The following is a 24,168-nucleotide window of genomic DNA, read 5'->3' as shown; positions in this document are numbered from 1 at the left end:
GTGAGGGCGGCGTGCGGTGCCGGCGACGATTAGGCTGGCTGGCATGGCCCTGTTCTCCCGCCGAAAGAAGTCCGCCGACGACGCCGTCCCGGTTGCGGAGCCGACCACGCTCGACGCCGCCGAGGCCGATCAGAGCGCTGCGCAGGGCGAGAACGATGTCGCAGAGCCGACCGCGGTCGAGCCGGAGGCAGCGGCGCCCACGGTCGGCATCTCGGTGCAGGCCTTCCGAGGTGTGGGCGCGGAAGCGGGACCCGAGGTCGCGCTGCCCGGCGATGAGCCGGCCCCGACGCGTTCCTCTGTCCAGGCCACGCAGTCCTCCCCGGCATCCGCGCCCGCTGCACCGGCGACCCCGGTCAAGCGCGCGCTGCCGCTCGCCGCCGCAGTTCCCCCGGAGCAGACCGAGACCGTGCCCGGCATGAAGGACAACGTCCTGCTGCGCGAGGCGCTCGCCGAGATCGAAGCCGGGGCGACCAACGAGCAGCTGCTCGGCGTCCTCCGGCAGTCGCTGCAGGGGCACCTGTACCTGCGTGTCAACGGCGACGCGAGCACGCAGATCGCGGAGGGCAAGCAGCTGTCGATCGCGGTCGTCCGCGACGAGGACCGTTCGTTCATGCTCGCCTTCAGCAACGCGGCATCCGTTCGCGACTCCGTGCAGCGCGAGACCGACCCCACCGCGACATCCGCGGTCGCGCAGCCGGTGACCTCGGTGATCGAGCAGGTCATCTCCGGCGGCTTCACCGGTCTCATCCTCGACAACGCCTCGGGCGTGCACCGTGCGGTGTTCCCGACCGAGGTGCTGCAGAAGGCGCTCGACCAGGCGGACCCAGGCCTCACGATCAAGACGCTGCTGGCGGCATCACGGCAGGCGGATACTGCAGCGAAGGTCGGCGAGGCGCTGGCGAAGATCAAGGTCTGGGTCGCGGTCAACGACGGCACCTCCAGCGGCCAGGTGGGCATCGCCGAGGCGCAGACGCCGGACGGCAAGCGGTTCCTGCAGGTGTTCTCGCACCCGCTCGAGGTCGTGGCGCTCGGCCGCGGTGATCGTCCCATGCCCTTCACACCGGAGCAGCTCGCGAAGGTGCTCTCCACGCACCCCGAGATGGCTGGCGTGCTCGTGGACCCGGCGGGCCCTTCGATCATCGTGGAACGCGACGCACTCGCGCCCGTTCTGGTCCTCGCGGTCGACTTGGGGGACTGACCGGCCGGGACTCTGGCCCCCGTCGCCCGTTCGGAATAGGGTCGACGCATGGCCTCCGAACGCGTCACCGTGACCGTGTCCGATCCCGACGGGGAGCGCGAACTCGCGCTGTCCAGCCCGAACCGCGTCGTCTGGCCCGAGGTCGGCATCACCAAGGCCGAGCTCGCCGAGTACGCGCAGCTCGTGGCGACGCCGTTCCTGAGCGCGAACGGGAACCGTCCGGTGTCGCTCGAGCGGTTCCGCGAGGGGATCGGCGGAGACAGCTTCTTCTCGAAGAACCCGCCCAAGGGCACCCCCGACTTCGTGGACGCGGTGACGGTCACGTACAACAGCGGGCGTCGCCACCCGCAGATCGTGTTCAACAGGCCGAGCGCGATCGTCTGGGCCGTGCAGATGAACACGATCGTGTTCCACCCGTGGGCGTCGCTCGCCGGGAACGCCGACAATCCGGTGGAGCTCCGCATCGATCTCGACCCTCAACCGGGTACAGACTTCGCGGATGCCGTGGTCGCCGCGCACGGTCTGCGCGAGGTGCTGCGCGAAGGCGGCCTCGAGCCGTTCATCAAGACGAGCGGCAACCGCGGACTGCATGTGTTCTGCCCGATCGTCCCGGAGCACGAGTTCCTCGACGTGCGGCACGCGGTGATCGCCGCCGGGCGCGAACTCGAGCGCCGGATGCCGGATCAGGTCACGATGAGCTGGTGGAAGGAGGAACGGGGCAAGCGCATCTTCGTCGACTTCAACCAGGCCAACCGCGACCGCACGATGGCCGGTGCCTACAGTCCGCGCGCGCTGCCGACCGCGACCGTGTCCACCCCGGTGCACTGGGACGAGCTCGACGATCTGGATCCGAAGAGCTTCACCGTGCGCAGCATCCCGAAGCGCCTGGACGAGCTGGGCGACCCGTGGGCGGACATCCAGGCCTCGCCCGGCCGGATCGACACGCTGCTGCAATGGTGGGAGCGCGACCTGGCCGACGGGCTCGGTGAGCTCTCATTTCCGCCGGAGTTCCCCAAGATGCCCGGGGAGCCGCCGCGCGTGCAGCCGAGCAAGAAGGTCGCCGAGAACTGGGACGAGAACGGCGAACGGGTCGAGGACTGACGGCGCTCAGGCGAGCACGTCGTCGAGGTCGTACCCCGCGACGGTCTCCAGCTGCGCATAGGTGCACGACCGGGCGTCGCGATCGGGACGCCAGCGCTCGAACTGCACGGTGTGCCGGAAGCGCGCCCCTTCCATCTGGTCGTAGCGGACTTCGAGCACGCGCTCGGGACGCAGCCGCACGAAGGACACGTTCGCGGCGGAGAATCGGCTGCGCTCGCCCTCGCCGGTCACAGCTGATCCGTCGGCGTCCCGTTCGACGAGCGGTGCCAGCTCGTCGACGAGCTCCTGCCGCCTGACATCGCTGAACGCCGCGACGCCGCCGACCTGGCGCAGCACGCCATCGCCGTCGTACAACCCCACGAGGAGCGAGCCGACGCCGGATCCGGATTTGTGGACGCGGTAGCCCAGCGCCACGACATCGGCGGTCCGTGCGTGCTTGACCTTGATGAGCGTGCGCTTGCCGGGTGCGTACGGCTGATCCAAGGGCTTCGCGACGATGCCGTCGAGACCCGCGCCCTCGAACTCGGCCAGCCAGCGCTGCGCGACCTCCCGGTCGTGCGTCGTGCGGGTCAGGTGGAACGGATGCGGAACGCCGTCGAGAAGCCGCTCGAGACGGTCGCGCCGCTCCGCGAAGGGGCGGTCCTGGAGGAGTTCGTCCCCGTCGGCGAGGAGGTCGAAAGCGACGAACATGGCCGGCGTCTCGGCCGACAGGCGAGTGATGCGGGAGGCCGCCGGGTGGATGCGCTGGCTGAGCGCCTCCCAGTCCAAGCGCTGCGCACCGGACGGACCTGTCGCGACGACGATCTCACCGTCGAGCAGACACGGGCCGGGGAGCGCCGACGCCGCGGCATCCGCGAGTTCGGGGAAGTAGCGCGTCAGCGGCTTGGCGCCGCGTGATCCGATCTCGAGCGCCTCACCGTCCCACGCGAGTAGGCCGCGGAACCCGTCCCACTTCGGCTCGTACAGCAGTCCTCCGGCGGTCTTCGCTGGATCCGGGACGGTGGTCGCCGCCTTCGCGAGCATCGGGGCGGGGATGTCGTAGCGCATGGCTCCATCCTGGTCGCGTGCGGGCCGCGAGGGAAGACGCCTGCGGCGTTCACAACTCCTCAGAAGTTCTGCGCTCGCGCGGTCATCAGCCCGGATCTCCGCGCCACGGATGAGCGTGTGACGGCATCCGTGAGGAGTTGTGAACGGCAGGCGGTCGCGCTTCTCAGAACAGATCGCTCAGCGACACCTTCGTACCGGCATCCGCGAGCGCGGTTCTGGCGGCATGCCAGCCGGCCATTCCGTTGACGCCGGGGCCTGGCGGCGTTGATGCCGAAGCCAAGTACACCCCGCGCATCGGCGTCCGCCATGGTGCCGTCGAGAGCGTCGGTCTGCGCAGCGCCTGCGCGATCGTGAACGCGCCGCCGAGGATGTCGCCGCCGATCTCGGCTGGGTTGATCGCTTCGCGCGAGGATGCCGGAACGGAGTGGTGCGCGAGGATGCGGTCGCGGAATCCGGGCGCGAAGCGCTCGACCTGACGGGTGATGAGCTCGGTGGCGTCCAGGTGCGAGCCCTGGGGCACGTGGATGTACGCCCACAGCACCGCCTTGCCCTCGGGGGCGCGGGTGTCGTCGAGCACGGAAGGCTGGACGGTGAGCACATAGGGCCGCTCGCTGACGACGCCGTGGGCGACGGCGTTCTCGCTCGCCCAGATCTCTTCGCGCGAGCCGCCGACGTGGACGGTCGGCGCCTGGGCGACATCGGAGTTGGTCCACGGCACGGGGCCGTCGAGGGCGAAATCGACCTTGGCGGCTGCGGGTCCGTAGCGGTACGCGTCGATCGCGCGGGCGTACCGGCGCGGGATGTCGGGGTGCGTGCGCAGCAGCCGCGGCGACGTGTTCAACAGCAGGACGTCGCCGCGGGCGGGGTCGCCCCAGTCGAGGGAACCCAGGTCCGTGACGTGATTCCCAGTCTCGATCGTTCCGCCGTGGGCCGCGAGATCGTCCGCCATGACGTCGGCGATCCGCTGCGCGCCGCCCCGGGGGTACATCCATCCGCCGGCGTGGGCCTGCGCGGCCAGCAGCAGCCCGGCAGCCGCACCAGCGAGCGAGGGGAGCGGTGTGTTGGCGTGCGCGAGCACCCCGGACATCAGCCCGGCGGCCTCCTCGGTCCGGAACGTGCGCGCGGCGAGCGGCGTTCCCTGATCCAGCATCCGCAGTGCGAAGCGGACCGCCGTGATCGGGTCGTGCGGAACACGCAGCATCTGGTTGCCGGTGAAGTCGACGACGCCGGCGATATGAGAGCTGAGCGGACGCAGGCGGGTCAGCCATGCGCGCTCATCGACGCCCAGGCCGGCAGCGGTGCGCTCGATGTCGCGCCAGGCGATTCCGGCCCGTCCGTCGTCCAGCGGATGCGCGTACGAGATCGCGGGACGGAGCCAGTCGATGCGTTCGGCGAGCCCGAAGGCATGGAAGAAGGGCGAGGCCAGCGCCGCGGGGTGCACGGCCGAACAGACGTCGTGGCGGAAGCCGGGGAGCGTCGATTCCAGCGTGCGCACGCCGCCGCCGACCGTGCGCGCGGCTTCGAGCACGCGCACGTCGTAGCCCGCGCGCGCCATCGACACTGCGGCCGCGAGTCCGTTCGGACCGCTGCCGATGATCGTCGCGCGCACCATGGGGCAAGTCTTGCACGCCGGACAATGGTGTGTGCGATACCTCTGCGCGTGAGATCCTGGAGGTAATGAACGAAGTACAGGGGCCGACCCCCGCAGGCACCTCCCGTCCGTACCGCAATCTCCCCGAGGCGTTGCGTGCGCATCGGATCGACCCGGCGAACCATGCATTCATCACGTCCATCACGGATGCCGTCGGCATCTCGTCCTTCATCGACCGCGGCCGCTACATCGAGGCGGTCAGAGTCGGCGAGGGTGCACCGCTGCACATCGGCAAGACGTACACCAACGGCTTCGAGTCGTGGGAGCAGATCGTCGTGGGCTCCACCATGCTGCGACTGCAGCCGAGTGAGGGGCGTGCGCCGTACTTCTTCGTCACGCACCCGAGCGCTTACGCCGAGACGACGCCGCTGAAGGCCTCCACCAAGCGCACGCCCGGCTCGAACAAGCCGTCGGCGCCTCGGGTGGCGACCGCCGCACGGCCGGTGCGCGCGACCAAGCTCGAAGAACGCGACTACGGCGTGTGCGACGTCTGCTTCATGGTGAAGGGTCCCTCGGGCGCCTGCGGCTGCACCGGCTGAGCCGATCAGGGACGCGTGCGTGCGATCAGGAACAGCACGGCGAGGATGATCGATGCGATGGCCTGGAAGACGAACCAGGCGATCGCCGACTCCGCGATTCCGAGGCTTGCCATGAGGAGCGTCACCGCCGAGACCACGACCCAGACGGAGTCGTATGCCGCGAGCAGGAAGACGTGGCGACGCTCGGCGCGACCGCTGATGACGATCTCGACGATGCCGGATGCCGCCACCAGCATCGCCGTGAGGGAGACGATCCACGGGGCGACCCCCAGTGCGCTCGCAAGCGGCGCGTTGAACACGGCGTAGGCGGCCGCGACCACGAGCTTGAAGCTTCCGTCGGCGACGATGCCGATTCGGGTGAGACGGGAGCCGGACGGGTGTCGCTGCTGGTCGCTCACGAGCGTGCCTCCGGTCGGCTGGCGATCCCGTACGAGATCCCGGCGGCATGCGGACGGCCGGCGACGTCCAACAGGGCCCTGGCCAGATCGGCGCGGTGGACGACGCCCATCGCATTCGACTCCTCGACCAGTTCGTACGCGCCGCCTGGCTGGTCGACGAGATAGCCCGGTCGGACGATGGTCCAGGCGACGACACCGTCGGACTGCCGCAGCGAGTGTTCCATGTCCTCCAAGTCCGCGTAGATGTGCCTGCCCGACCACCGGACGATCGGGCGCACCGTCGCCCGGAACCAGAACGGTTCACCGTTGGCACGCCGCAGCACGGGGGACGCGGAGGTGGCGACCAGTCGACCGATTCCGGCTCGTCGCATCGCGGCCATGACGCGTTCGGTCCCGACGGTGCACACAGGCGTGCGGTCACGAGGCGAGTTCTTCCCGAGCGTGGAGATCACCACGTCCGCGCCGGCGGGAAACTCGAAGTCCGCTCCGCCGACGACGTCGGCTCGAATGATCTCGACGCCTGCCGTCAGCTCTGCGGCGCCCGGATCACGGACGACAGCCGTGACCCGGTGGCCGTCGTGCCGTGCCTGCCGAACGACGTGCCGCCCTGTTCTTCCGTTCGCTCCGATGACGACGATATGCATCTGCTCTCCTCCGGTGGTTGCCCGTGCGGTCAGCGCTTGCGTCCATAGTACAGTTTGACTACCGGCCATGATTTCCCGGCCGGCACCACGACAGACAGGATGAGACGGTGACCGCGACTCGACTGCTGCTGCTCGGAGCCGTGCGTGAGCGCGGCCGCGCCCACGGCTATCAGGTGCGCCGCGATCTGGAGTCGTGGGGGGTCCAGCTCTGGGGCAGCGTCCAACAGGGGTCGATCTATCACGGCCTCAAGAAGCTGCATGCGGAGGGTCTGCTCCGCCAGGAGGAGGCGGAAACAGCGGATGCCGGACCGGCGCGGATCACGTATTCGATCACGGAACGCGGCGAAGCGGCATTCCGCAGCCTGCTCGAGAGCGCGCTCAGCTCCGACAGGGCGGACCTCACGATGACGATCGCAGGCATCGGCTTCATGACCGAGCTGACGAGAGAGCGTGCGCTGGAGCTGCTGCACGCGCGAGTGCAGCGGTACCTGGATTGGCGCGCGCGGGTCGTCGGGCCGTACGAGCTCGAACCCGATGCCGACTGGCAGCATCACGTCGAGGCGATCCGCCTCTGGGCTCACACGGCGGACAGTGCCCTCGAATGGACCCGTGCGCTCATCGGACGCCTGGAATCCGGTGAGTACCGGATGGCGGGCGAGCGCTGAGGCGCAGGCTCGCGGCGCTCAGGCGAACGCGCTCATCCCGGTGATGTCGCGGCCGAGCAGCAGCGCCTGCACGCTCTCGGTGCCCTCGTAGGTGTGGATCGCCTCGATGTCGGCCATGTGCTGGATCACGCCGTTCTCGAGCAGGATGCCGTTGCCGCCGAGCAGGTCGCGCGCCGTCGACGCGATCCGCCTCGCGGCACGCGTGTTGTGGAACTTCGCGAGCGACGCCTGGGTCGGCCGCAGCTCACCCGCCGTCTCGAGGTCGGCGAGGCGGCGGCAGTACAGCTGCATCGCGGTGAGGTCCTCGAGCATGTGGGTCAGACGCTCCTGCACCATCTGGAACTTCGCGAGCGGCTTGCCGAACTGCACGCGCTGCATCGCATACGAAAGCGCGGCCTCGTAGCAGGCCGTGGCGTGGCCGAGCGCCGACCACGCCACGCCGGAGCGCGTCGCATACAGCACCGTCGAGGCGTCCTTGAAGCTGCGGGTCCCCGGGAGCACGGCATCCAGCGCAACCCGCACGTCGTCGAGACGGATCAGCGCCTGATGGATGCCGCGCAGCGATCCCTTTCCGGGGATGACCGTACCCGCGTAGCCAGGGGTCTCCTGCTCGACGAGGAAGCAGCGCACGGCGCCGTGCTCGTCGGCGCCGGGGTCGTCGACTCTGGCCCACACGAACGTGATGCCGCCGGACGCTCCGTTGCCGATCCACTTCTTCGCGCCGCGGATGACCCACTCGTCTCCGTCGCGACGCGCCACGGTCTCCAGTGACACCGAGTCCGAGCCGTGATCCGGTTCCGTCAGTGCGAACGAGCCGAGCACCGAGCCGTCCGCCAGCGCGGTCAGCCACCGCGCCTGCTGGCCCTCGCTGCCGAACAGCGCCAGCGTGCGCAGCGCCAGGCCGCCCTGCACGGCGAGCACGGTGCCGAGGGAGCCGTCGCCGCGGGATATCTCCATGTTGACCAGACCGGCGGCCAGCGGCGAGAAGCGCGTCAGCGCCGGATGCTCGATGCCGTCGACGACCAGATCCATCTCGCCCATGCGCCGCGCGATGTCGAGCGGGTACTCGCCGCGATCCCAGGCATCCGTCATCCGAGGGCCGACCTCATCGATGTACGCCTTCGCGCGATCCCACGCCGCGCGGTCGGCGGCGGGGATGTCGGCGAAGACCGCGTAGTAGTCGCTGTCGCGGCGGCTCGTCGTGTCATAGCCGCCTGCGCGCTCGCCGGGGAAGGTGGGGGCTTCGTCGCTCATGCGCGCCACTCTATCGCGCGACGGCACTCGGTTTCACGTCAGAGGGCACCGAGTCTCAGCCGAGCCGGGCTCCCAGACGCCGGGTGACCTCCGCCGTCGGCATCGACCGCGGGAACACGGCCACGACGAGATCGTCCGCGGCGGACTCGGCGGCATCGGCCGCGACCCCGTAGCGACGCCTCACGTCGACGAGGGCCGACTGCAGCGTCGACACCGGAACCTTCTTGGCCTCGCGCAGCAGACGGCGCAGCACATGATTGTGGACGGCCGTGACCAGAGCGGCGAAACCCACCGCATCCAGCGGATCGATGCCGGGCATCGCCTGGCGCAGGTACTCGTCGAACAGCCGCTCGTATCGGAACACCGTGATGATCTCGCGCTCGCGCAGCGCCGGCACCTGCCGCACGATCTGATAGCGCTGCCGCGCCATCTCGGGGTCGTGCGCGAAGTGCGCGTAGACCCGCTCGGATGCCTCGCACACCGCGGCCCAGGGGTCGCCGTGGCCCTCGGCGAGGAATGCGCGCAGCTCCTCCAGAAGAACCTCGTGGTCGGCGAAGACCACATCCTCCTTGCCACCGAACTGGCGGAAGAAGGTCGACCGGCTCACGCCGGCGGCCCTCGCGATCTGCTCCACGGAGGTCTGGTCGTAGCCCTGCGCCTGGAACAGTTCGAGCGCAGCGGCGACGACGGCGGAGCGCGGTTCTGCGGATTCGTGCATAGCGAGAAGCCTAGACCGGCGCGAAAGGCTGATGACAGACGGTAGTAGGCTGGGGGATCGGGTCGATTCATCTATCGGCAACCGACATTCTTGTCGCGTCCCACCCGCCGCAACCAGCGAAGGACTGCACGTGGATCTCTACGAGTACCAGGCACGAGACCTTTTCGAGAAGTACGGAGTGCCGGTTCTCGCCGGCATCGTCGCGGACACTCCTGAGGAGGTGAAAGCGGCAGCCGAGAAGATCGGCGGTGTGGTCGTCGTCAAGGCTCAGGTCAAGACAGGCGGCCGCGGCAAGGCCGGTGGCGTGAAGGTCGCCAAGACTCCCGACGAGGCCTACGAGGCGGCCAAGGCCATCCTCGGACTGGACATCAAGGGTCACGTCGTCAAGCGCGTCATGGTCGCGCAGGGTGCGGCGATCGCCGAGGAGTTCTACTTCTCCGTGCTCCTGGACCGCGCCAACCGCTCCTACCTCTCGCTGTGCTCCGTCGAGGGCGGCATGGAGATCGAGCAGCTCGCCGTCGAGAAGCCCGAGGCGCTCGCGCGCGTCGAGGTCAACCCGCTGACCGGCATCGACAAGGACAAGGCGATCGAGATCGCTCGCGCCGCGAACTTCCCCGAGGACCTCGTCGAGAAGGTCGCCGACGTCTTCGTGAAGCTCTTCGAGGTCTACAAGGGCGAGGACGCCACGCTGGTCGAGGTGAACCCGCTGGTGCGCACCGAGTCGGGTGACATCATCGCGCTCGACGGCAAGGTGACGCTCGACGAGAACGCCTCCGAGATCCGCCACCCCGAGCACGAAGAGCTCGAGGACAAGGATGCAGCGGACCCCCTCGAGGCCAAGGCCAAGAAGAGCGGCCTGAACTACGTCAAGCTCGACGGCCAGGTCGGCATCATCGGCAACGGCGCAGGGCTTGTCATGTCGACGCTCGACGTCGTCGCCTACGCCGGTGAGAACCACGGCGGCGTGAAGCCGGCCAACTTCCTCGACATCGGCGGCGGAGCGTCGGCCGAGGTCATGGCGAACGGTCTGGACGTCATCCTCGGTGACCCGCAGGTCAAGAGCGTGTTCGTGAACGTGTTCGGCGGCATCACGGCGTGCGACGCGGTCGCGAACGGCATCAAGGGCGCCCTCGAGACGCTCGGCACGACGGCGTCCAAGCCGCTGGTCGTCCGCCTCGACGGCAACCGCGTCGAGGAGGGACGCGCGATCCTCGCGGAGTATGCGCACCCGCTCGTGACCCTCGCGGCCACGATGGACGAGGGCGCCGACAAGGCCGCTGAGCTGGCGAACGCCTGAGACGAAGGAATCAGAGAAATGTCGATCTACCTCAACAAGGACTCCAAGGTCATCGTCCAGGGCATCACCGGCGGCGAGGGCACCAAGCACACCGCGCTGATGCTGAAGGCCGGCACGCAGGTCGTGGGCGGCGTCAACGCCCGCAAGGCAGGCACGACGGTCTCGCACACGGACAAGGACGGCAACCCCGTCGAGCTGCCCGTCTTCGGTTCGGTCGAAGAAGCCATCAAGGAGACCGGCGCCGACGTGTCGATCGCCTTCGTCCCCGGCGCCTTCACCAAGGCCGCGATGATCGAGGCCATCGACGCCGAGATCCCGCTGCTGGTCGTCATCACCGAGGGCGTTCCCGTCGGTGACAGCGCCGAGGCCTGGGCGTACGCGCAGTCCAAGGGCAACAAGACCCGCATCATCGGCCCGAACTGCCCCGGCATCATCACGCCCGGTGAGGCGCTGGTCGGCATCACGCCGGCCAACATCACCGGCAAGGGTCCGATCGGCCTCGTCTCGAAGTCGGGCACGCTGACCTACCAGATGATGTTCGAGCTGCGCGACCTGGGCTTCTCCACCGCCATCGGCATCGGCGGCGACCCGGTCATCGGCACGACGCACATCGACGCGCTCGCCGCGTTCGAGGCCGACCCCGAGACCAAGGCGATCGTCATGATCGGTGAGATCGGCGGAGACGCCGAGGAGCGTGCCGCCGATTACATCAAGGCGAACGTCACCAAGCCGGTCGTCGGCTACGTCGCAGGCTTCACCGCACCCGAGGGCAAGACGATGGGCCACGCCGGCGCGATCGTCTCCGGCTCGGCAGGCACGGCGCAGGCGAAGAAGGAGGCCCTCGAGGCCGCCGGTGTGAAGGTCGGCAAGACGCCGAGCGAGACCGCCGCGCTCATGCGTGAGATCGTCGAGTCGCTCTGACGCGCTAAGCTGTAGACGAAGGCCCGGGCTCCACCCCGGGCCTTCGTTGCGTCCGCGTGATGCTCAGGAGCCCTCGGAGGCCGTGGTCGGGCGACGCCGCGTCCGTACCGCGACGAGGGCCACGAGGAAGACGATCAGACCGGCGCCGACCGCCAGCACCCACCACCCCGGCGCAACCGCGAGAGCGGAGAGCGCCACGCGTTCCTGGGCGACGGTCGGCGGGCTGTCGGTGTTCGTGACGAGCACGGTCGGTGACACGGCCACCTCGACCGGGATGATCGGCGACCACGCGGACAGCCCGTCGACGGCGGCGTGGACGTCGACTTCGGCATCCGGGAGCAGCTCCGCGAGGCTCCGGAAGCCGGATGCCGCGTCGGGTGTCGAGTAGAGCTCCACTCCGGGCGCGGTGATGAGCTGGACCGCGGACAGGCGCGTGTTGCCGGTGTTGCGGACGGTGTAATCGACGGCGGCCACGGCCCGGTCCCACGGCCAGAACCCGGTCGAGACCATGACCTGAGGGCGATCGACGGCGAATCCGGCGGTCAGTTCGCCGGCGACGGTCACGGTGACGCGTGTGGCGTAGCGCATGTCGACGGATACGGTGTCGCCGACGCTCTCGCGCACGGTGAGCAGTGCGCCCGCGTGCTCTCCCGGTTGCGCATCCGGCGGCACGGTCACCGTGAACGGCAGTCGCACGACTTCGCCGGGGGCGAGTCGGATGCTCGCCGCCTCTGCCGTGATCCAGCCACCGACGCCGGTGGCTCCGGCCTCGGCCGCGGACACGTCGAGGGCGCCGGCATCATCGGTGTAGGCATCCGATCCGTACACGCCGAGGGTCAGCTCCGCGGCTCCGGAATTGCGCACGAGGACGGCATCCTCGATGGCTGCGCCCGGTTCGAGCGCGTAACTGAAGTTGCTGCGCTCTTCGCCGACGTCGGTGATGACGGGCATCATGCTCCACGCGACGTCGCCCGAGCCGGCGGCAGCGGAGGCAGCGAGGGGAGTGTCGGCGCGGGCACTCAACGCCGACGTCGTGACGGTCGTCAGCAGGACCAGAGCCGCCGCGGCGCCGGCACCGATGACGAGACCGGGACGACGGGGGAGGAATCGAGACATCGTGGGAGCCTTTCGGGGATTCGGTGAGGCATGCGGTGCAGGGCGCAGCCGAGGCGGCTGCGCCCTGCACACGATCACTGGATGACGGTCACGGTGAGGGTCGACGTGTAGTCGCCGGCTGCCTGCGCCAACGGCAGACGAAGGTCGAGGTCGGCTGTGACGACCGCCGTCTCGACGCCCTTGTACTCGTCGCTCGGTGCCGAGACGAGAACGGCGCTGCGGGACAGGCCGCCGTCGACCCCCGGCGAGACGGGGGCCCCTGGCACTGCGCCGGCGCCCTCGGCATTCAGGCGCGGTGTCCACCCCAGGGCACTGGAGTCGAAGGAGTCCGCACCCGAGGCGAACGCCGAGGCCTGACCGGACAGGGTCCAGGGGGCCGCGGGGTTCGCACGGGTGTCGGTGATCTCGATGTCGTTCAGCACGCCGGTGGCGACATATCCGTCGCCGAGCGGAGCCGCCTCGCCGAGCGACACGACGTCCTGCGAGCTGAACCGCCAGGTGAACTCCCCGGACGGCTGGTTCGCCTCGGGCACGCTGACCGCCAGCGACTGCTCGTTCTCGCCCGGGTGCGGCTGTTCGGTCGTCGGCGGCGCCTGGTTGTAGCGCTGCATCCATCCCACGAGGGCGTCAGGACGGTCGGTGATGATGCCGTCCACGCCCATGGCGGTCAGCGACTGCCATGCGGTCGCGCTGTTCTGCGTCCAGACGAACACACCGAGCCCCGCGTCATGCGCGGCCTTGACGGTCTCGGCCGTCGCGTTGCTGGGGTTGACGGCGTCGGCGCCGAGCTGTTCGGCCGTGGCGATGATCGCCGGATCGATCCCTCCGGTGAGCCACGCCAGCGGCAGATCCGGTGCCACCGAGGCGAAGTTGCCGACGGTGGTGGCGCTGAAGCTCTGTGCCAGGACCTTGTTCTCGACACCGGCGGCTTCGATCATGTCGACGGTCATGCGCGTGTCATCGACGTTCCAATCGCCCTTGTATTCGATGACGACGTCCGCACCGCCGCCTGCCACGTAGGTGAGCACCTCGTCGAACGTCGGCACCTTCGTTCCGGCGAACGCGGGCGAGAACCACGACCCCGCGTCGAGCGCGCGGATCTCGTCGAGGGTGAGAGCGCTGACCGCACCGGTGCCGTCGGTGGTGCGGTCGACGGTGCCGTCGTGCATGACCACGGGGATGCCGTCCTTGGTGAGGGCGATGTCGATCTCGAAGTAGTCCGCTCCCGACCGGGTCGTCGAGACGAAAGCCGGCATCGTGTTCTCGGGCGCCACGGACGAGTTGCCCCGGTGCCCGACCACGACGCCGGTCTCGCCGGGTGCGCGGATCGAGATGGGCGGCAGCGGGTCGATCTCGGTGAGCACGAGGTTGTCGAAGCGCACCTGGGAGTTGTTCGCGATGAGTCCCTGCACTCCGTCAGCGGTGCGCACGAGCTGTCGCGTGGTCATGACCTTCTCGCCGTCGATGTACCAGGTGCCGACGTTGTCGTTCACCTCGACGCGCAGATGCGCCCAGGTGCCGAGTCCGATGTCGGCTTCGGTCGAGCCGGTGTCGGTGACGTTCCAGCCGTTCGCCGGCGTGCGCTGCGCGAATTCGACGCCGTTCGCCGCCGATGAGCCGTTGCGCACCGCCGCCTGCTGCCAGGGGTGCGAGCCGTCCGACGGAGCATCCAGCAGCAGCGAGAGCCAGCGTGCGCTGTTGGCGGCCGAATCGAAGCGAACGTCGACGTCGATGGCGAAGTCCGTGCGATGCTCACCGAAGGTGAGCTTGGCGTCTTCCGCGCCGCCGACTCCGACGAGTGCGCCGTCCTGGACGCTCCATGACCCGGCGATGGTGTTCCAGCCGGCGGGGATGCTTCCGGATTCGAAGTCCTCGGCGAGGAAGACGCGGTCGCTTGCCGGCGGCGTCTCCGCCGGAACAGGCGAGGCCGCCGCCGCGAGCGGCGACAGCGCACCGGCGAGCACGGCAGTGGCGATGCACGCGGCGCGGACGCGTCTGCGCCGGCGAGGGGAGGTGGTCATGATGCGGGTCCTTCCGTCGAGGAGCGCCAGGCAGTCCCCTGGCGGCTCCACTCAACGGGCGGCATCGTGACGGCCGGTGCACGGTGTCGGGCCGCGCGTTCGACGCGGAGGGAAGACTTCGTGACGTGGCGTGACGAGACGGGCCGACGGTCACAGAACGACAGCGACGGCGCCGGCGGGCGGCCTCAGCTGCGCGTCGGCTGACGCGCCGAGTTCACGATGCTCAGCGACGTCGCGGTCGACAGGTAGCGGTCGTCGCTGTACTCGAACGGGCGCCCGTCGAACGTCCGCGCCGTGCGCTGGATGCGCAGAAGCGGCGTGCTGCGCGGCACGCCGAGCAGTCGCGCGTCCTCGGTGTCGGGAAGAACGGCGGAGATGACGTGCTCGCCGTGCGCGAGCTGAGGACCGTGAACGTGCTCGACGACCTCCATGATCGAGCTGGCATCGGGCGGGACGCGGGCGATCGTGGGGATCAGCCATTGCGGGAAGGTCGTCCGCTTGACCATGACGGGAGCTCCGTCGAGCGACTGCAGCCGTGTGATCCGCAGCACAGGGCGATGCAGGCCGATGCCGAGCGCGTGCGCCTCCTCCTCGGTCGAACGTCCTTCGACGCTGGACACGGTGCGCCCACCGGGGCGATGGCCGATCGCCTTGGCCCATTGGCCGAAGGATCGCAGCTGGGTCACGTCCTGAGCGAGCGTCGTCGGATGCATGATCCACCTGGCGCCGCGCCGCGAGAGCCGATGATGCGTTGTCGCGATGTGTTCGAGTGCCCGGTGGACGGTACCCCTGGCTACGCGGTAGCGAGCTGCCAGGGCCGACTCGCTGGGGAGCACATCATCGGAGGCGAGCAGACCCGATTCGAGTTCCGCAAGGATCTTCTCGGCGACCGCGAGGTGCAGCTTCCGGGTGTTCGTGGAGCGTGCGGGCACGAGGACACGGTGTCACGGGCACGTTAATGGCAGGTGCCCATCCAGCAAACCCGGCTGCCCCGCGTCGGCGTGATCAGAGGATGCCGTCCAGCAGGTGGTCCAGCGCTCGGTGCGCCGCGGCATGCGATTCGGCATCGCCCGGGTGGCGGACGAGCAGGAGCGCCAACTCGTTCATCGCACCGGACAACGCGGCGGTCATGGCGTCGACGAGCGCGGGGGAGAGGCCGACTTCGCTCAGGCCCGTGCGCAGCTCCGACTCGGGGCCGGCGGCGTCCATGCCTCGCCAGTCCTGCCAGCTCAGGACGGCGGGCCCGTCGATGAGGAGGATGCGCGCGACCGCTCCGCGTGTGATCGCATCCAGGAACGCGTGACTGCCGTCGCGCAGAGCTTCCGCCGGTTCCGAGCGCTCGGTCGCCGCCGCGATCGACTCTGCGACCGACCGCTGCTGCGCGGCCGCGACGGCGGAGAACAGTCCGGTCTTGGAGGCGTAGTGGTGATAGACCGCGCCACGCGTGACACCCGCGCTGCGGGCGATGTCCTCCACGGATGCCGCGCCGAACCCGTGCTCGGCGAAGTGCGTGGTCGCGACGTCCAGGATGCGCCGGGCCGTCTCGGCGGCTTCGGCGGCGCTGGCTCTCGGCATGGGGCTTCCTTTACGTGCTTGGTGTATGTATCGTAGCTCCAGTCGTTACAAACAGCGTGTATGTAAAGGGAGAAGATGGACATCACGAGTTTCTATCCGGTGCTCATGGTCGACGAGGTCGCGGCGGCCACGCGGTTCTATCGCGAGGTGCTCGGTTTCGAGACGACCTTCGAGGCCGATTGGTATGTGAGTATGCGCTTCCACGGGGGAGAGCTCGCCGTCCTGGATCACCGGCACGAGACCATCCCCGTCGGGTTCCGGGAACCCGTGCGCGGCCTGCTGCTGAACGTCGAAGTGCCGGACGCTGCCGCGGAGCACGCGCGCATGGTCGGCGAGCTCGGACTTCCCGAGCGCCTGCCGTTGCGGGACGAGGCCTTCGGCCAGCGTCACTTCATCGTCGAGGCGCCGGGCGGCGTCCTTGTCGACGTCATCGAGCCCATCGAGCCCACCGCGGGATTCGCCGCGGCGTACGCCGCCGACTGACCGGCGCAAGACGACGGAGGGGTCGGATGCCGAAGCATCCGACCCCTCCGTCATGATCGTCGATCAGGCGACGCCGAAGGCAGCCTCGATCGGGCCGCGGGCGAAGAACAGGACGAAGCCGACGCCGACGATCCACAGCAGCGGGTGGATCGTCTTCGCCTTGCCGGACAGCGCGTTCACGACGATCCAGCTGACGAAGCCCGCGCCGATGCCGTTGGCGATCGAGTAGGTCATCGGCATGACGGTGATCGTCAGGAACACCGGCAGCAGCACGCGGAAGTCGGCGAAGTCGATGTGCTTGATCTGCGACAGCATCATCGCACCGACGAGCACGAGCGCCGCACCCGCGATCGCGCCGGGGACCAGCGCCGTGAGCGGCGTGAAGAACATCGCGAGCAGGAACAGGCCACCCGTGATGACGGTCGCGAAGCCCGTTCGCGCCCCTTCGCCGATGCCGGCGCCCGACTCGACGAACACCGTCGCGGACGACGACGAGGTGCCACCGCCGACGATCGCACCGACACCCTCGACCACCAGCGCCGACTTGATACGAGGGAAGTCGCCCTTCGCATCGGCGAGGTCGGCCTCCTTGGCGAGACCGGTCATCGTGCCCATGGCGTCGAAGAAGTTCGAGAACACCAGGGTGAAGACGAACATCACGAGAGCGACGAAGCTCACCTTGGCGAAGTCGAAGGAGAAGTCCACGGCGCCGATGAGGCTGAGATCCGGCAGACCGACGATGCCGCCCGAGAAGTCGAACCCGAGCCCCTCGACGTTCCAGATGAGGTTGATGAGCGCGCCGATGACGGTCCCGCCGACGAGCGCGATCAGGATCGCGCCCTTGATGCGCAGTGCGATGAGCACGCCGCCCAGGAGGAGCGTGATGACGAACAGCAGCGTCGGGACGCTCGCGACGGATCCGCCGATGCCGAGATCCACCGGGGGAGAGGGGTTGCCCGTCGCCGTGACGAATCCGGCGTTCACGAAGCCGATGAAGGCGATGAACAGGCCGATGCCGACCGTGATCGCGAGTTTGAGCTGCACGGGCACGGCGTCGAAGATCATCTTCCGCAGGCCGGTCGCAGCCAGCAGCACGATGACGATTCCGTTGATCATCACCAGGGCCATGGCCTCGGCCCACGTGACGGACCCGACGACGGAGAACGCGAGGAACGCGTTGATCCCGAGACCGGCGGCGAAGGCGAACGGCAGTCGGGTGATGACGCCGAACAGCACGGTCATGACACCGGCCGTGAGCGCGGTCGCGGCCGCCACGGCGGGGCCGGGCAGCGTGTCACCGGCCACATCGGGCGTGGACAGGATGATCGGGTTGAGGATCACGATGTAGGCCATCGTCACGAAGGTGACCAGGCCTCCGCGGATCTCGGTGCCGATCGTCGATCCGCGCTTCGAGATCTCGAAGAATCTGTCGAGCGCGTTCTTGGGCTCCGCGGACGTGGTCGGCGCGGGGGCAGGGGCAGTTGTCATCGGGGGACCTCCGCAGAAACGTTACCGTGTGGCGGCCATCGCGCGCGCCCCCGGGGGACTGTCGGCAACTCGTCGTAGTCTCGTTGAGTCATGCAACGCCTCCTCGTCGCGCTCCTCGCCGCCGTCGATGCCGCCATCGCGGCCGCCGTGGGGCTGACGGTGCTGCTCGCACCGCTGACGCTGCTGTGGACATTCGCGTTCGGCGTCGACGCCGACTGGGGAGCGCTGTGGCCGGCGACGGGCATCCTGTGGCAGTTCGGGCATGCGGTCCCGCTCGATGTCGTCCTTCCCGACGAGATGCTCGTCGCGGTCGGCATCGGATCGGATGCCGCGGTGTTCACGCTCTCCGTCGCGCCGATGGCGTTCCTGCTGTTCACGATCTTCGCCGCCGCCCGGTCAGGACGCCGAGCCGCACGCTCGGGTGCATGGGGGACCGGTGTGCTGGCCGGTTCGGCGGCCTTCGCCGCGATCACGACCGGCGTCGTCATGACCTCGCACGTCGCGGGCATCACGGCATCTCCGGTGCTCGGCATCCTGTTCCCGGCCGGCTGCTATCTGGTCGGAGCCGTCGGAGCCGCCGTGGTCGAGGCCTGGCGCGAAGGGGACGACGGACTCGTCGACCGCGTGCACGACGCAGTGGACGGATGGGGCGATTGCGGGCCCGTGCCGGCCGAGGCGCTGCGGGGAACCGCGATCGTGACCGTCATCCTCACCGGGGTCGGCGCCCTGTCGGTCGCCCTCATGGTGCTGCTGCGCGGCAGCGAGGTCGTGACCCTGTTCGAGGCGGCGCGCGTCGATGGTCTCGGTGCCACCGTCATCACTCTGGGACAGCTCGCCTATCTGCCGACCGTCATCGTCTGGGCCGTCTCGTGGCTGGCCGGTCCCGGCTTCGCGGTCGGCGTCGGCACCGCGGTCTCGCCCGCCGGCACCCAGCTCGGCGTCGTCCCCGGCATCCCGATGTTCGGGCTGATGCCGGAGCACAGCTCCATCTGGATGCTGATCGTGGTTCTGATCCCCGTCGCCGCTGGTGCGGTCGCCGGATGGATGGTGCGCTCGCGCCTCGTCTGGGAGCAGACCGCGGTGGGGTGGGCGCCTCGAGCCGTGATCGCCGGCGGCATCGCCGCGCTGTCCGCGCTGGTCGCGGGACTCGCAGCGTCGGCGGCCTCTGGTTCGATCGGGCCCGGACGCCTCGCCGATGTCGGCCCGCACCCCGGCTGGTTCGCGCTGGCCATCGGCGCCGAAGTGCTGGTCGGTGCGGGCATCCTGCTGCTGTCGCCGCGCAACCGCGACGAGCTCGCCGAGGAACGAACCGATCGCTGGACCGCTCAGATGGGCGTCTCCCCGGTCGAGGTCGATGCGCCGATCGCCGCACTGCATGCGCGGGCGGATGCGGTCCTCGGCGACGAGGGCGAGACCGCCCCCATCGACGAGTCCGGCTTCTTCCGTGACGACCGCGGCGACGGCGGCACCTCCGACCGCCGGTAGACTGACCGGGTGCTCACGGTCGCCGTCCTCATCTCGGGCGCGGGCTCCAATCTTCGGGCCCTCCTCGAAGCCGCTCGTCACCCCGATTTCCCCGCTCGGATCGTCGTCGTCGGCGCCGACCGGGAAGCCGACGGTCTCGCGCATGCGGAGGAGTTCGGCATCCCGAGCTTCTCGGTGCCGTTCCGCGCCTTCGCGACGCGCGAGCAGTGGGGGGAGGAACTCGCCCGGCAGCTCGACGTCTGGTCGCCGGATCTCATCGTGCTCTCCGGACTCATGCGTCTGCTTCCCGCGGCGCTCGTTGCCCGGTACGCGCCGCACATCATCAACACGCATCCCGCGTACCTGCCGGAGTTCCCCGGCGCGCACGGCGTCCGCGACGCTCTCGCCGCCGGCGTCACGGAGACCGGGGCGAGTGTGATCGTCGTCGACGACGGCGTGGACTCCGGACCGATCCTCGCGCAGGAGCGCGTGCCCGTGCAGCCCGGCGACACAGAGCACACTCTGCACGACCGCATCAAGCCGGTCGAGCGACGCCTTCTGATCGATGTGGTCCGCGCCATCGCGACCGGCGACATCGATCTGACAACCGCTTCCTGAACACCCGACGCACGAAGGAGCCCTCCATGGCCGGCCCCCGCCACGATCCCACTCTCTACCGTGACCGCGACATCGTGCCGATCCGGCGCGCGCTGGTGTCGGTGAGCGACAAGACCGACCTGCTGGCGCTCGCCGAGGCACTCGCCGCCGCGGGCGTCGAGATCGTCTCGACCGGCTCGACGGCCGCGACGATCCGGGATGCCGGATACGACGTCACCGACGTCGCCGCCGTCACGGGCGTCGCCGAGATGCTCGACGGCCGTGTCAAGACGCTGCACCCCAGCATCCACGGCGGCCTGCTCGCCGACCTGCGCTTGGCCGACCACGAGCGTCAGCTGGCCGACCTGGAGATCGCGCCCTTCGAGCTCGTCGTCGTGAACCTCTATCCGTTCGTGGAGACCGTCACCTCCGGCGCGGTCGGAGACGATGTGGTCGAGCAGATCGACATCGGCGGACCCGCCATGGTGCGCGCTTCGGCGAAGAACCACGCGAACGTCGCCATCGTGGTCTCCCCGGAGTCCTACCCTGCGATCATCGACGCCGTCGCAGCCGGCGGTACCAGCTTCTCGCAGCGCCGCGAACTCGCGGCCCGCGCGTTCGCCCACACGGCGGCATACGACACCGCCGTCGCGGCATGGTTCGCCGAGGGCACGCTGTCGGACGGCGGCGAGCTGCCCGCGCACCTGACGATCAAAGCCGAGCGCCTGACCACGCTCCGCTACGGCGAGAACTCGCACCAGCGCGGCGCGATCTACTCCCGCGTCGGCGGCCACGGCATCGCTCAGGCGGTGCAGTTGCAGGGCAAGGAGATGTCGTACAACAACTACGTCGACGCGGATGCTGCGCTGCGCGCCGCGTTCGACATGGTGCTGCCCGCGGTCGCGATCGTGAAGCACGCCAACCCGTGCGGCATCGCGACGACGGCACCGAACGCCCTCGACCCGATCGCCAGCGCGCACCTGCGTGCGCACGAGTGCGACCCGGTGTCGGCCTACGGCGGCGTGATCGCCGCGAACGGCACCGTGACGCTGAAGATGGCCGAGAACCTCAAGGACATCTTCACCGAGGTCATCGTCGCACCGGCGTTCGAGCCTGCGGCGCTGGAGGTCTTCAAGGCCAAGAAGAACCTGCGCCTGTTGCAGCTGCCCGCCGACTGGCGTCAGGAGCAGATGGACGTGCGGCTCGTCTCAGGCGGACTGCTGCTGCAGGACGCCGACCGGTTCCCCGACGACATCGAATCCGTCGCGAAGAACTGGGAGCTGGTCTCCGGTGAGCGCCCGGCGGACGAGGAGATGCAGAACCTCATCTTCGCGTGGAAGGCCTGCCGTGCGGTGAAGTCGAACGCGATCGTCCTCGCCAAGGGCAACGCGACGGTCGGCATCGGCATGGGCCAGGTCAACCGCGTCGACTCCTGCCGCCTCGCGGTGGAGCGGGCGGGGGACAGGGCGGCCGGTTCGGTCGCCGCATCCGACGCGTTCTTCCCGTTCGCCGACGGACCGCAGGTGCTGCTCGATGCCGGCATCACGACCATCGTGCAGCCCGGCGGCTCGGTCCGTGATGACGAGGTCGTCGCGGCTGCCAAGGCTGCCGGCGTCACGATGTTCTTCACGGGAGAGCGGCACTTCTTCCACTGATCCCCGTGCTTCTGCGGACACCCCTGGCGTGCATTCGCCGGGGTGTCCTGGTTTCTGCGGGTGATGGGGGCGGCATCCCGCACCGACCCGGACACACGGCGCGGTGTGCGGGGACCGAGCCTCGACAGTCATGTCCGATTTCCGCGCGCACGCGGCATCCGGCCATGTCAGAGTTGAGGCATGAGCCTGACGATGTTGACCTTCGATGAGCGATACCGCGCCATCGACGCGCGCGATGTCCGCTTCGACGGGCAGTTCGTCACGGCCGTGCGCTCGACGGGGATCTACTGCCGACCCAGTTGTCCTGCGCGCACGCCCAAGCCCGAGAACGTCACGTTCTTCCCGACCAGTGCTGCGGCGCACGAAGCCGGTTACCGTGCCTGCAAGCGCTGCCTTCCGGAGGCGGCGCCCGGTTCTCCCGAGTGGAATCTCCGCGGAGACGCGACGGCGCGGGCGATGCGCCTGATCGCCGACGGCGTCGTCGAACGCGAGGGGGTGCCGGGTCTCGCCGCTCGCCTGGGCTACTCGAGCCGGCATCTGACCCGACTGCTGACGAACGAGCTCGGTGCCGGACCACTCGCACTGGCCAGGGCGCATCGCGCGCACACCGCCCGGATGCTGCTGGTCGGCACCGACATGCCGATCTCCGATGTCGTCTTCTCGGCCGGCTTCGCCAGCATCCGTCAGGCGGGGGACACGATCCGCGAGGTGTTCGGCATGACCCCGACCGAACTGCGCGCCCGGCGCCACCGCACGAGCGTGTGCGCTCCGGGCGAGATCGACCTGCTGCTGCCGCATCGCGAACCGCTCGACGCCGCGGGCGTGTTCGCCTGGATGTCGATTCGCGCTCTCCCGGGCGTCGAACAGGCCACGGCGACATCCTTCGCGCGTCATCTGCGGATGCCCGGCGGCCCGGCATGGTTCGAGATCCGAGAGCAGGAGGGGCGCCTGCGGCTGCGGGCACGGGTCAGCCGGCTCGGCGACCTGACGCCGCTCGTCGCGACGGCGCGTCGGCTGTTCGATCTCGACGCCGACCCCGTCGCCGTGGATGCCGCCCTCGCGAACCACCCGGAGCTCGCCGACGCGGTGGCCCGCACGCCGGGGATCCGCGTCCCCGGCGCCGCCGACCCGCACGAGATGCTCATCCGCGCGATGGTGGGCCAGCAGATCACGGTCGCCGCGGCGCGCACCGCGCTGACGGCGCTCGCCGACCGGCTGGGCGAACGGGTCGACGACGGCATCCTCTTCCCGACGATGGCGGCCATCGCCGAGCACGGCTCCGAGGTGCTGCGCGGACCCGCCGCACGGATCCGCGCCATCACGCACGCGGCGGCGTCCCTCGCCGACGGGGGTCTTCGTCTCACCGTCGGCGACGATGCGCTGGAGCAGCGCGCCGCGCTGATCGCCATGCCGGGCATCGGCCCCTGGACGGCCGGCTACGTCGGGATGCGCGTGCTCGGCGACCCCGACGTGTTCCTCCCGGGAGACGTCGCCGTCCGCTCGGGCGCCGCGGCGCTCGGCATCCCGTCCGATCCCGCCGCTCTGACGGCCTGGGCGACCCGTACAGCGCCGTGGCGCAGCTATCTCACCGCGCATCTGTGGCGGGCGGCGCCCGTGCGCACCCCGCGAACCCGCTCGAATCGAACCGAGGAGAACTCATGACCGCGATCATCCAGACCATCGACACCCCGGACGGGGCCTTCACGATCCTGGCGGACGAGGAGCAGCGCGTGCTGGCCTCGGGCTGGACGGGGGAGCAGGACGAGATCCTCGCCAGACTCGCGGTGCGCAACCGTCCCACCGCTGTGCGCGAGGGGGCGACGGATGCCGCTGACGCCGTATCGGCCTATTACGGCGGCGACCTCGGCGCGATCGACGAGGTCCGCGTCGCGCAGTTCGGCACCGAGATGCAGCTACGCGGTTGGGCGGCCCTTCGGCGCATCGATGCGGGTGCGCCGTTGACGTACACCGGCTTCGCGGCGGCGCTCGCCCAGCCCAGCGCGGTCAGGGCCGCGGCATCCATCTGCGCGCGCAATGCCCCGGCGCTGTTCGTGCCGTGCCACCGTGTGCTGCGCACCGACGGTTCGCTCGGCGGCTTTGCCTGGGGGCTCGACGTGAAGCAGTCCCTGCTGGCCCGCGAGGCGGCCGCCTGAACCGCTGTTCCGGGTGACACGTGTCAAAACGTCAGGAGAAAGTCTTGCACCCAGCTGGTTCACAGGCATAGGCTGGTGGGCTGTCGCACCGACCGGGCGGCATCACCCCACCCCGAGGAGGACATCATGATCTCGATCGCCGTCGCACAGGTGTCCGCTCCGGGGATTCACGTGGCGACCTGC

23 protein-coding genes are annotated in these 24,168 nt (G+C 69.5%); 12 read left to right on the top strand and 11 right to left on the bottom strand.

Going from position 1 to position 24,168, the window contains the following annotated elements; genetic code table 11:
* Positions 1-43 precede the first annotated feature (43 nt).
* Both OED01_RS11880 and ligD read left to right on the top strand, forming a co-directional pair.
* Complete coding sequence (locus tag OED01_RS11880) at positions 44-1,198, top strand: SseB family protein (RefSeq protein ID WP_264155491.1); 1,155 nt, start codon at positions 44-46, stop codon at positions 1,196-1,198.
* Positions 1,199-1,246: 48 nt separating this feature from the next.
* The gene (gene ligD, locus OED01_RS11875; RefSeq protein ID WP_264155490.1) at positions 1,247-2,299 is read left to right on the top strand and encodes a non-homologous end-joining DNA ligase; all 1,053 of its coding nucleotides are present in this window, start codon (positions 1,247-1,249) and stop codon (positions 2,297-2,299) included.
* A 6-nt stretch (positions 2,300-2,305) separates the two neighbouring features.
* Here ligD and OED01_RS11870 read toward each other — a convergent pair whose 3' ends face one another.
* A complete protein-coding gene (locus OED01_RS11870; RefSeq protein ID WP_264155489.1) occupies positions 2,306-3,346 on the bottom strand; it encodes an ATP-dependent DNA ligase in 1,041 nt (346 codons plus the stop codon).
* A gap of 163 nt (positions 3,347-3,509) precedes the next feature.
* Positions 3,510-4,958, bottom strand: a complete 1,449-nt coding sequence (locus OED01_RS11865; RefSeq protein ID WP_264155488.1) for a phytoene desaturase family protein — start codon at positions 4,956-4,958, stop codon at positions 3,510-3,512.
* A gap of 65 nt (positions 4,959-5,023) precedes the next feature.
* Between OED01_RS11865 and OED01_RS11860 the strand changes: the two genes are divergently transcribed.
* On the top strand, positions 5,024-5,536 hold the full coding sequence (locus tag OED01_RS11860; RefSeq protein WP_264155487.1) for an SLC41A family transporter: 513 nt from the start codon (positions 5,024-5,026) through the stop codon (positions 5,534-5,536).
* A gap of 5 nt (positions 5,537-5,541) precedes the next feature.
* Here OED01_RS11860 and OED01_RS11855 read toward each other — a convergent pair whose 3' ends face one another.
* On the bottom strand, positions 5,542-5,934 hold the full coding sequence (locus OED01_RS11855) for a hypothetical protein (protein ID WP_264155486.1): 393 nt from the start codon (positions 5,932-5,934) through the stop codon (positions 5,542-5,544).
* A complete protein-coding gene (locus tag OED01_RS11850; RefSeq protein WP_264155485.1) occupies positions 5,931-6,578 on the bottom strand; it encodes an NAD(P)-dependent oxidoreductase in 648 nt (215 codons plus the stop codon). Before OED01_RS11850 ends, OED01_RS11855 begins: the two co-directional genes overlap by 4 nt.
* 107 nt (positions 6,579-6,685) lie before the next feature.
* Between OED01_RS11850 and OED01_RS11845 the strand changes: the two genes are divergently transcribed.
* Complete coding sequence (locus tag OED01_RS11845; protein ID WP_264155484.1) at positions 6,686-7,243, top strand: PadR family transcriptional regulator; 558 nt, start codon at positions 6,686-6,688, stop codon at positions 7,241-7,243.
* An 18-nt stretch (positions 7,244-7,261) separates the two neighbouring features.
* On the opposite strand, the gene OED01_RS11840 is transcribed toward OED01_RS11845, so the two are convergent.
* The gene (locus OED01_RS11840; RefSeq protein ID WP_264155483.1) at positions 7,262-8,497 is read right to left on the bottom strand and encodes an acyl-CoA dehydrogenase family protein; all 1,236 of its coding nucleotides are present in this window, start codon (positions 8,495-8,497) and stop codon (positions 7,262-7,264) included.
* 55 nt (positions 8,498-8,552) lie between these two features.
* Positions 8,553-9,215, bottom strand: a complete 663-nt coding sequence (locus tag OED01_RS11835) for a TetR/AcrR family transcriptional regulator (protein WP_264155482.1) — start codon at positions 9,213-9,215, stop codon at positions 8,553-8,555.
* 130 nt (positions 9,216-9,345) lie between these two features.
* On the opposite strand from OED01_RS11835, the gene sucC reads away from it, so the two are divergent.
* Positions 9,346-10,512 (top strand): ADP-forming succinate--CoA ligase subunit beta, encoded by a 1,167-nt coding sequence (sucC, locus tag OED01_RS11830; protein ID WP_413231583.1) that lies wholly within the window; start codon positions 9,346-9,348, stop codon positions 10,510-10,512.
* A gap of 18 nt (positions 10,513-10,530) precedes the next feature.
* Positions 10,531-11,433: a succinate--CoA ligase subunit alpha gene (sucD, locus tag OED01_RS11825; RefSeq protein ID WP_264155480.1), complete on the top strand. Its 903-nt coding sequence runs from the start codon at positions 10,531-10,533 to the stop codon at positions 11,431-11,433.
* Positions 11,434-11,496: 63 nt separating this feature from the next.
* Here the strand turns inward: sucD and OED01_RS11820 are convergent, their stop codons facing one another.
* The 4 genes from OED01_RS11820 to OED01_RS11805 form a co-directional block, all read right to left on the bottom strand.
* Complete coding sequence (locus tag OED01_RS11820) at positions 11,497-12,549, bottom strand: DUF916 domain-containing protein (protein ID WP_264155479.1); 1,053 nt, start codon at positions 12,547-12,549, stop codon at positions 11,497-11,499.
* Between the two features lie 74 nt (positions 12,550-12,623).
* Positions 12,624-14,570: a glycerophosphodiester phosphodiesterase family protein gene (locus OED01_RS11815; protein ID WP_264155478.1), complete on the bottom strand. Its 1,947-nt coding sequence runs from the start codon at positions 14,568-14,570 to the stop codon at positions 12,624-12,626.
* Between the two features lie 185 nt (positions 14,571-14,755).
* The gene (locus OED01_RS11810; protein WP_264155477.1) at positions 14,756-15,502 is read right to left on the bottom strand and encodes a GntR family transcriptional regulator; all 747 of its coding nucleotides are present in this window, start codon (positions 15,500-15,502) and stop codon (positions 14,756-14,758) included.
* Between the two features lie 73 nt (positions 15,503-15,575).
* A complete protein-coding gene (locus tag OED01_RS11805) occupies positions 15,576-16,145 on the bottom strand; it encodes a TetR/AcrR family transcriptional regulator (protein ID WP_264155476.1) in 570 nt (189 codons plus the stop codon).
* A 75-nt stretch (positions 16,146-16,220) separates the two neighbouring features.
* Here OED01_RS11805 and OED01_RS11800 point away from each other — a divergent pair, with 75 nt between their 5' ends.
* Positions 16,221-16,628, top strand: a complete 408-nt coding sequence (locus OED01_RS11800) for a VOC family protein (RefSeq protein ID WP_264155475.1) — start codon at positions 16,221-16,223, stop codon at positions 16,626-16,628.
* 63 nt (positions 16,629-16,691) lie between these two features.
* On the opposite strand, the gene OED01_RS11795 is transcribed toward OED01_RS11800, so the two are convergent.
* Positions 16,692-18,116: an NCS2 family permease gene (locus OED01_RS11795; RefSeq protein WP_264155474.1), complete on the bottom strand. Its 1,425-nt coding sequence runs from the start codon at positions 18,114-18,116 to the stop codon at positions 16,692-16,694.
* A 90-nt stretch (positions 18,117-18,206) separates the two neighbouring features.
* On the opposite strand from OED01_RS11795, the gene OED01_RS11790 reads away from it, so the two are divergent.
* From OED01_RS11790 to OED01_RS11770, 5 genes are all read left to right on the top strand, one after another.
* Positions 18,207-19,601 (top strand): cell division protein PerM, encoded by a 1,395-nt coding sequence (locus OED01_RS11790; protein ID WP_264155473.1) that lies wholly within the window; start codon positions 18,207-18,209, stop codon positions 19,599-19,601.
* A 9-nt stretch (positions 19,602-19,610) separates the two neighbouring features.
* A complete protein-coding gene (gene purN / locus OED01_RS11785) occupies positions 19,611-20,198 on the top strand; it encodes a phosphoribosylglycinamide formyltransferase (RefSeq protein WP_264155472.1) in 588 nt (195 codons plus the stop codon).
* Between the two features lie 26 nt (positions 20,199-20,224).
* Complete coding sequence (purH, locus tag OED01_RS11780; RefSeq protein WP_264155471.1) at positions 20,225-21,832, top strand: bifunctional phosphoribosylaminoimidazolecarboxamide formyltransferase/IMP cyclohydrolase; 1,608 nt, start codon at positions 20,225-20,227, stop codon at positions 21,830-21,832.
* Between the two features lie 180 nt (positions 21,833-22,012).
* Positions 22,013-23,494 carry a DNA-3-methyladenine glycosylase 2 family protein gene (locus tag OED01_RS11775; RefSeq protein ID WP_264155470.1) on the top strand — a complete coding sequence of 494 codons (1,482 nt, stop codon included), beginning with the start codon at positions 22,013-22,015 and terminating at the stop codon, positions 23,492-23,494.
* Complete coding sequence (locus OED01_RS11770) at positions 23,491-23,985, top strand: methylated-DNA--[protein]-cysteine S-methyltransferase (protein WP_264155469.1); 495 nt, start codon at positions 23,491-23,493, stop codon at positions 23,983-23,985. Before OED01_RS11775 ends, OED01_RS11770 begins: the two co-directional genes overlap by 4 nt.
* Positions 23,986-24,168 lie beyond the last annotated feature (183 nt).

This window comes from Microbacterium sp. M28, assembly GCF_025836995.1.
In the GTDB taxonomy this organism is placed as follows: domain Bacteria; phylum Actinomycetota; class Actinomycetes; order Actinomycetales; family Microbacteriaceae; genus Microbacterium.
The sequence above is the reverse complement of the archived record's forward strand: the minus strand, read 5'-3'. Positions and strand labels throughout refer to the sequence as shown.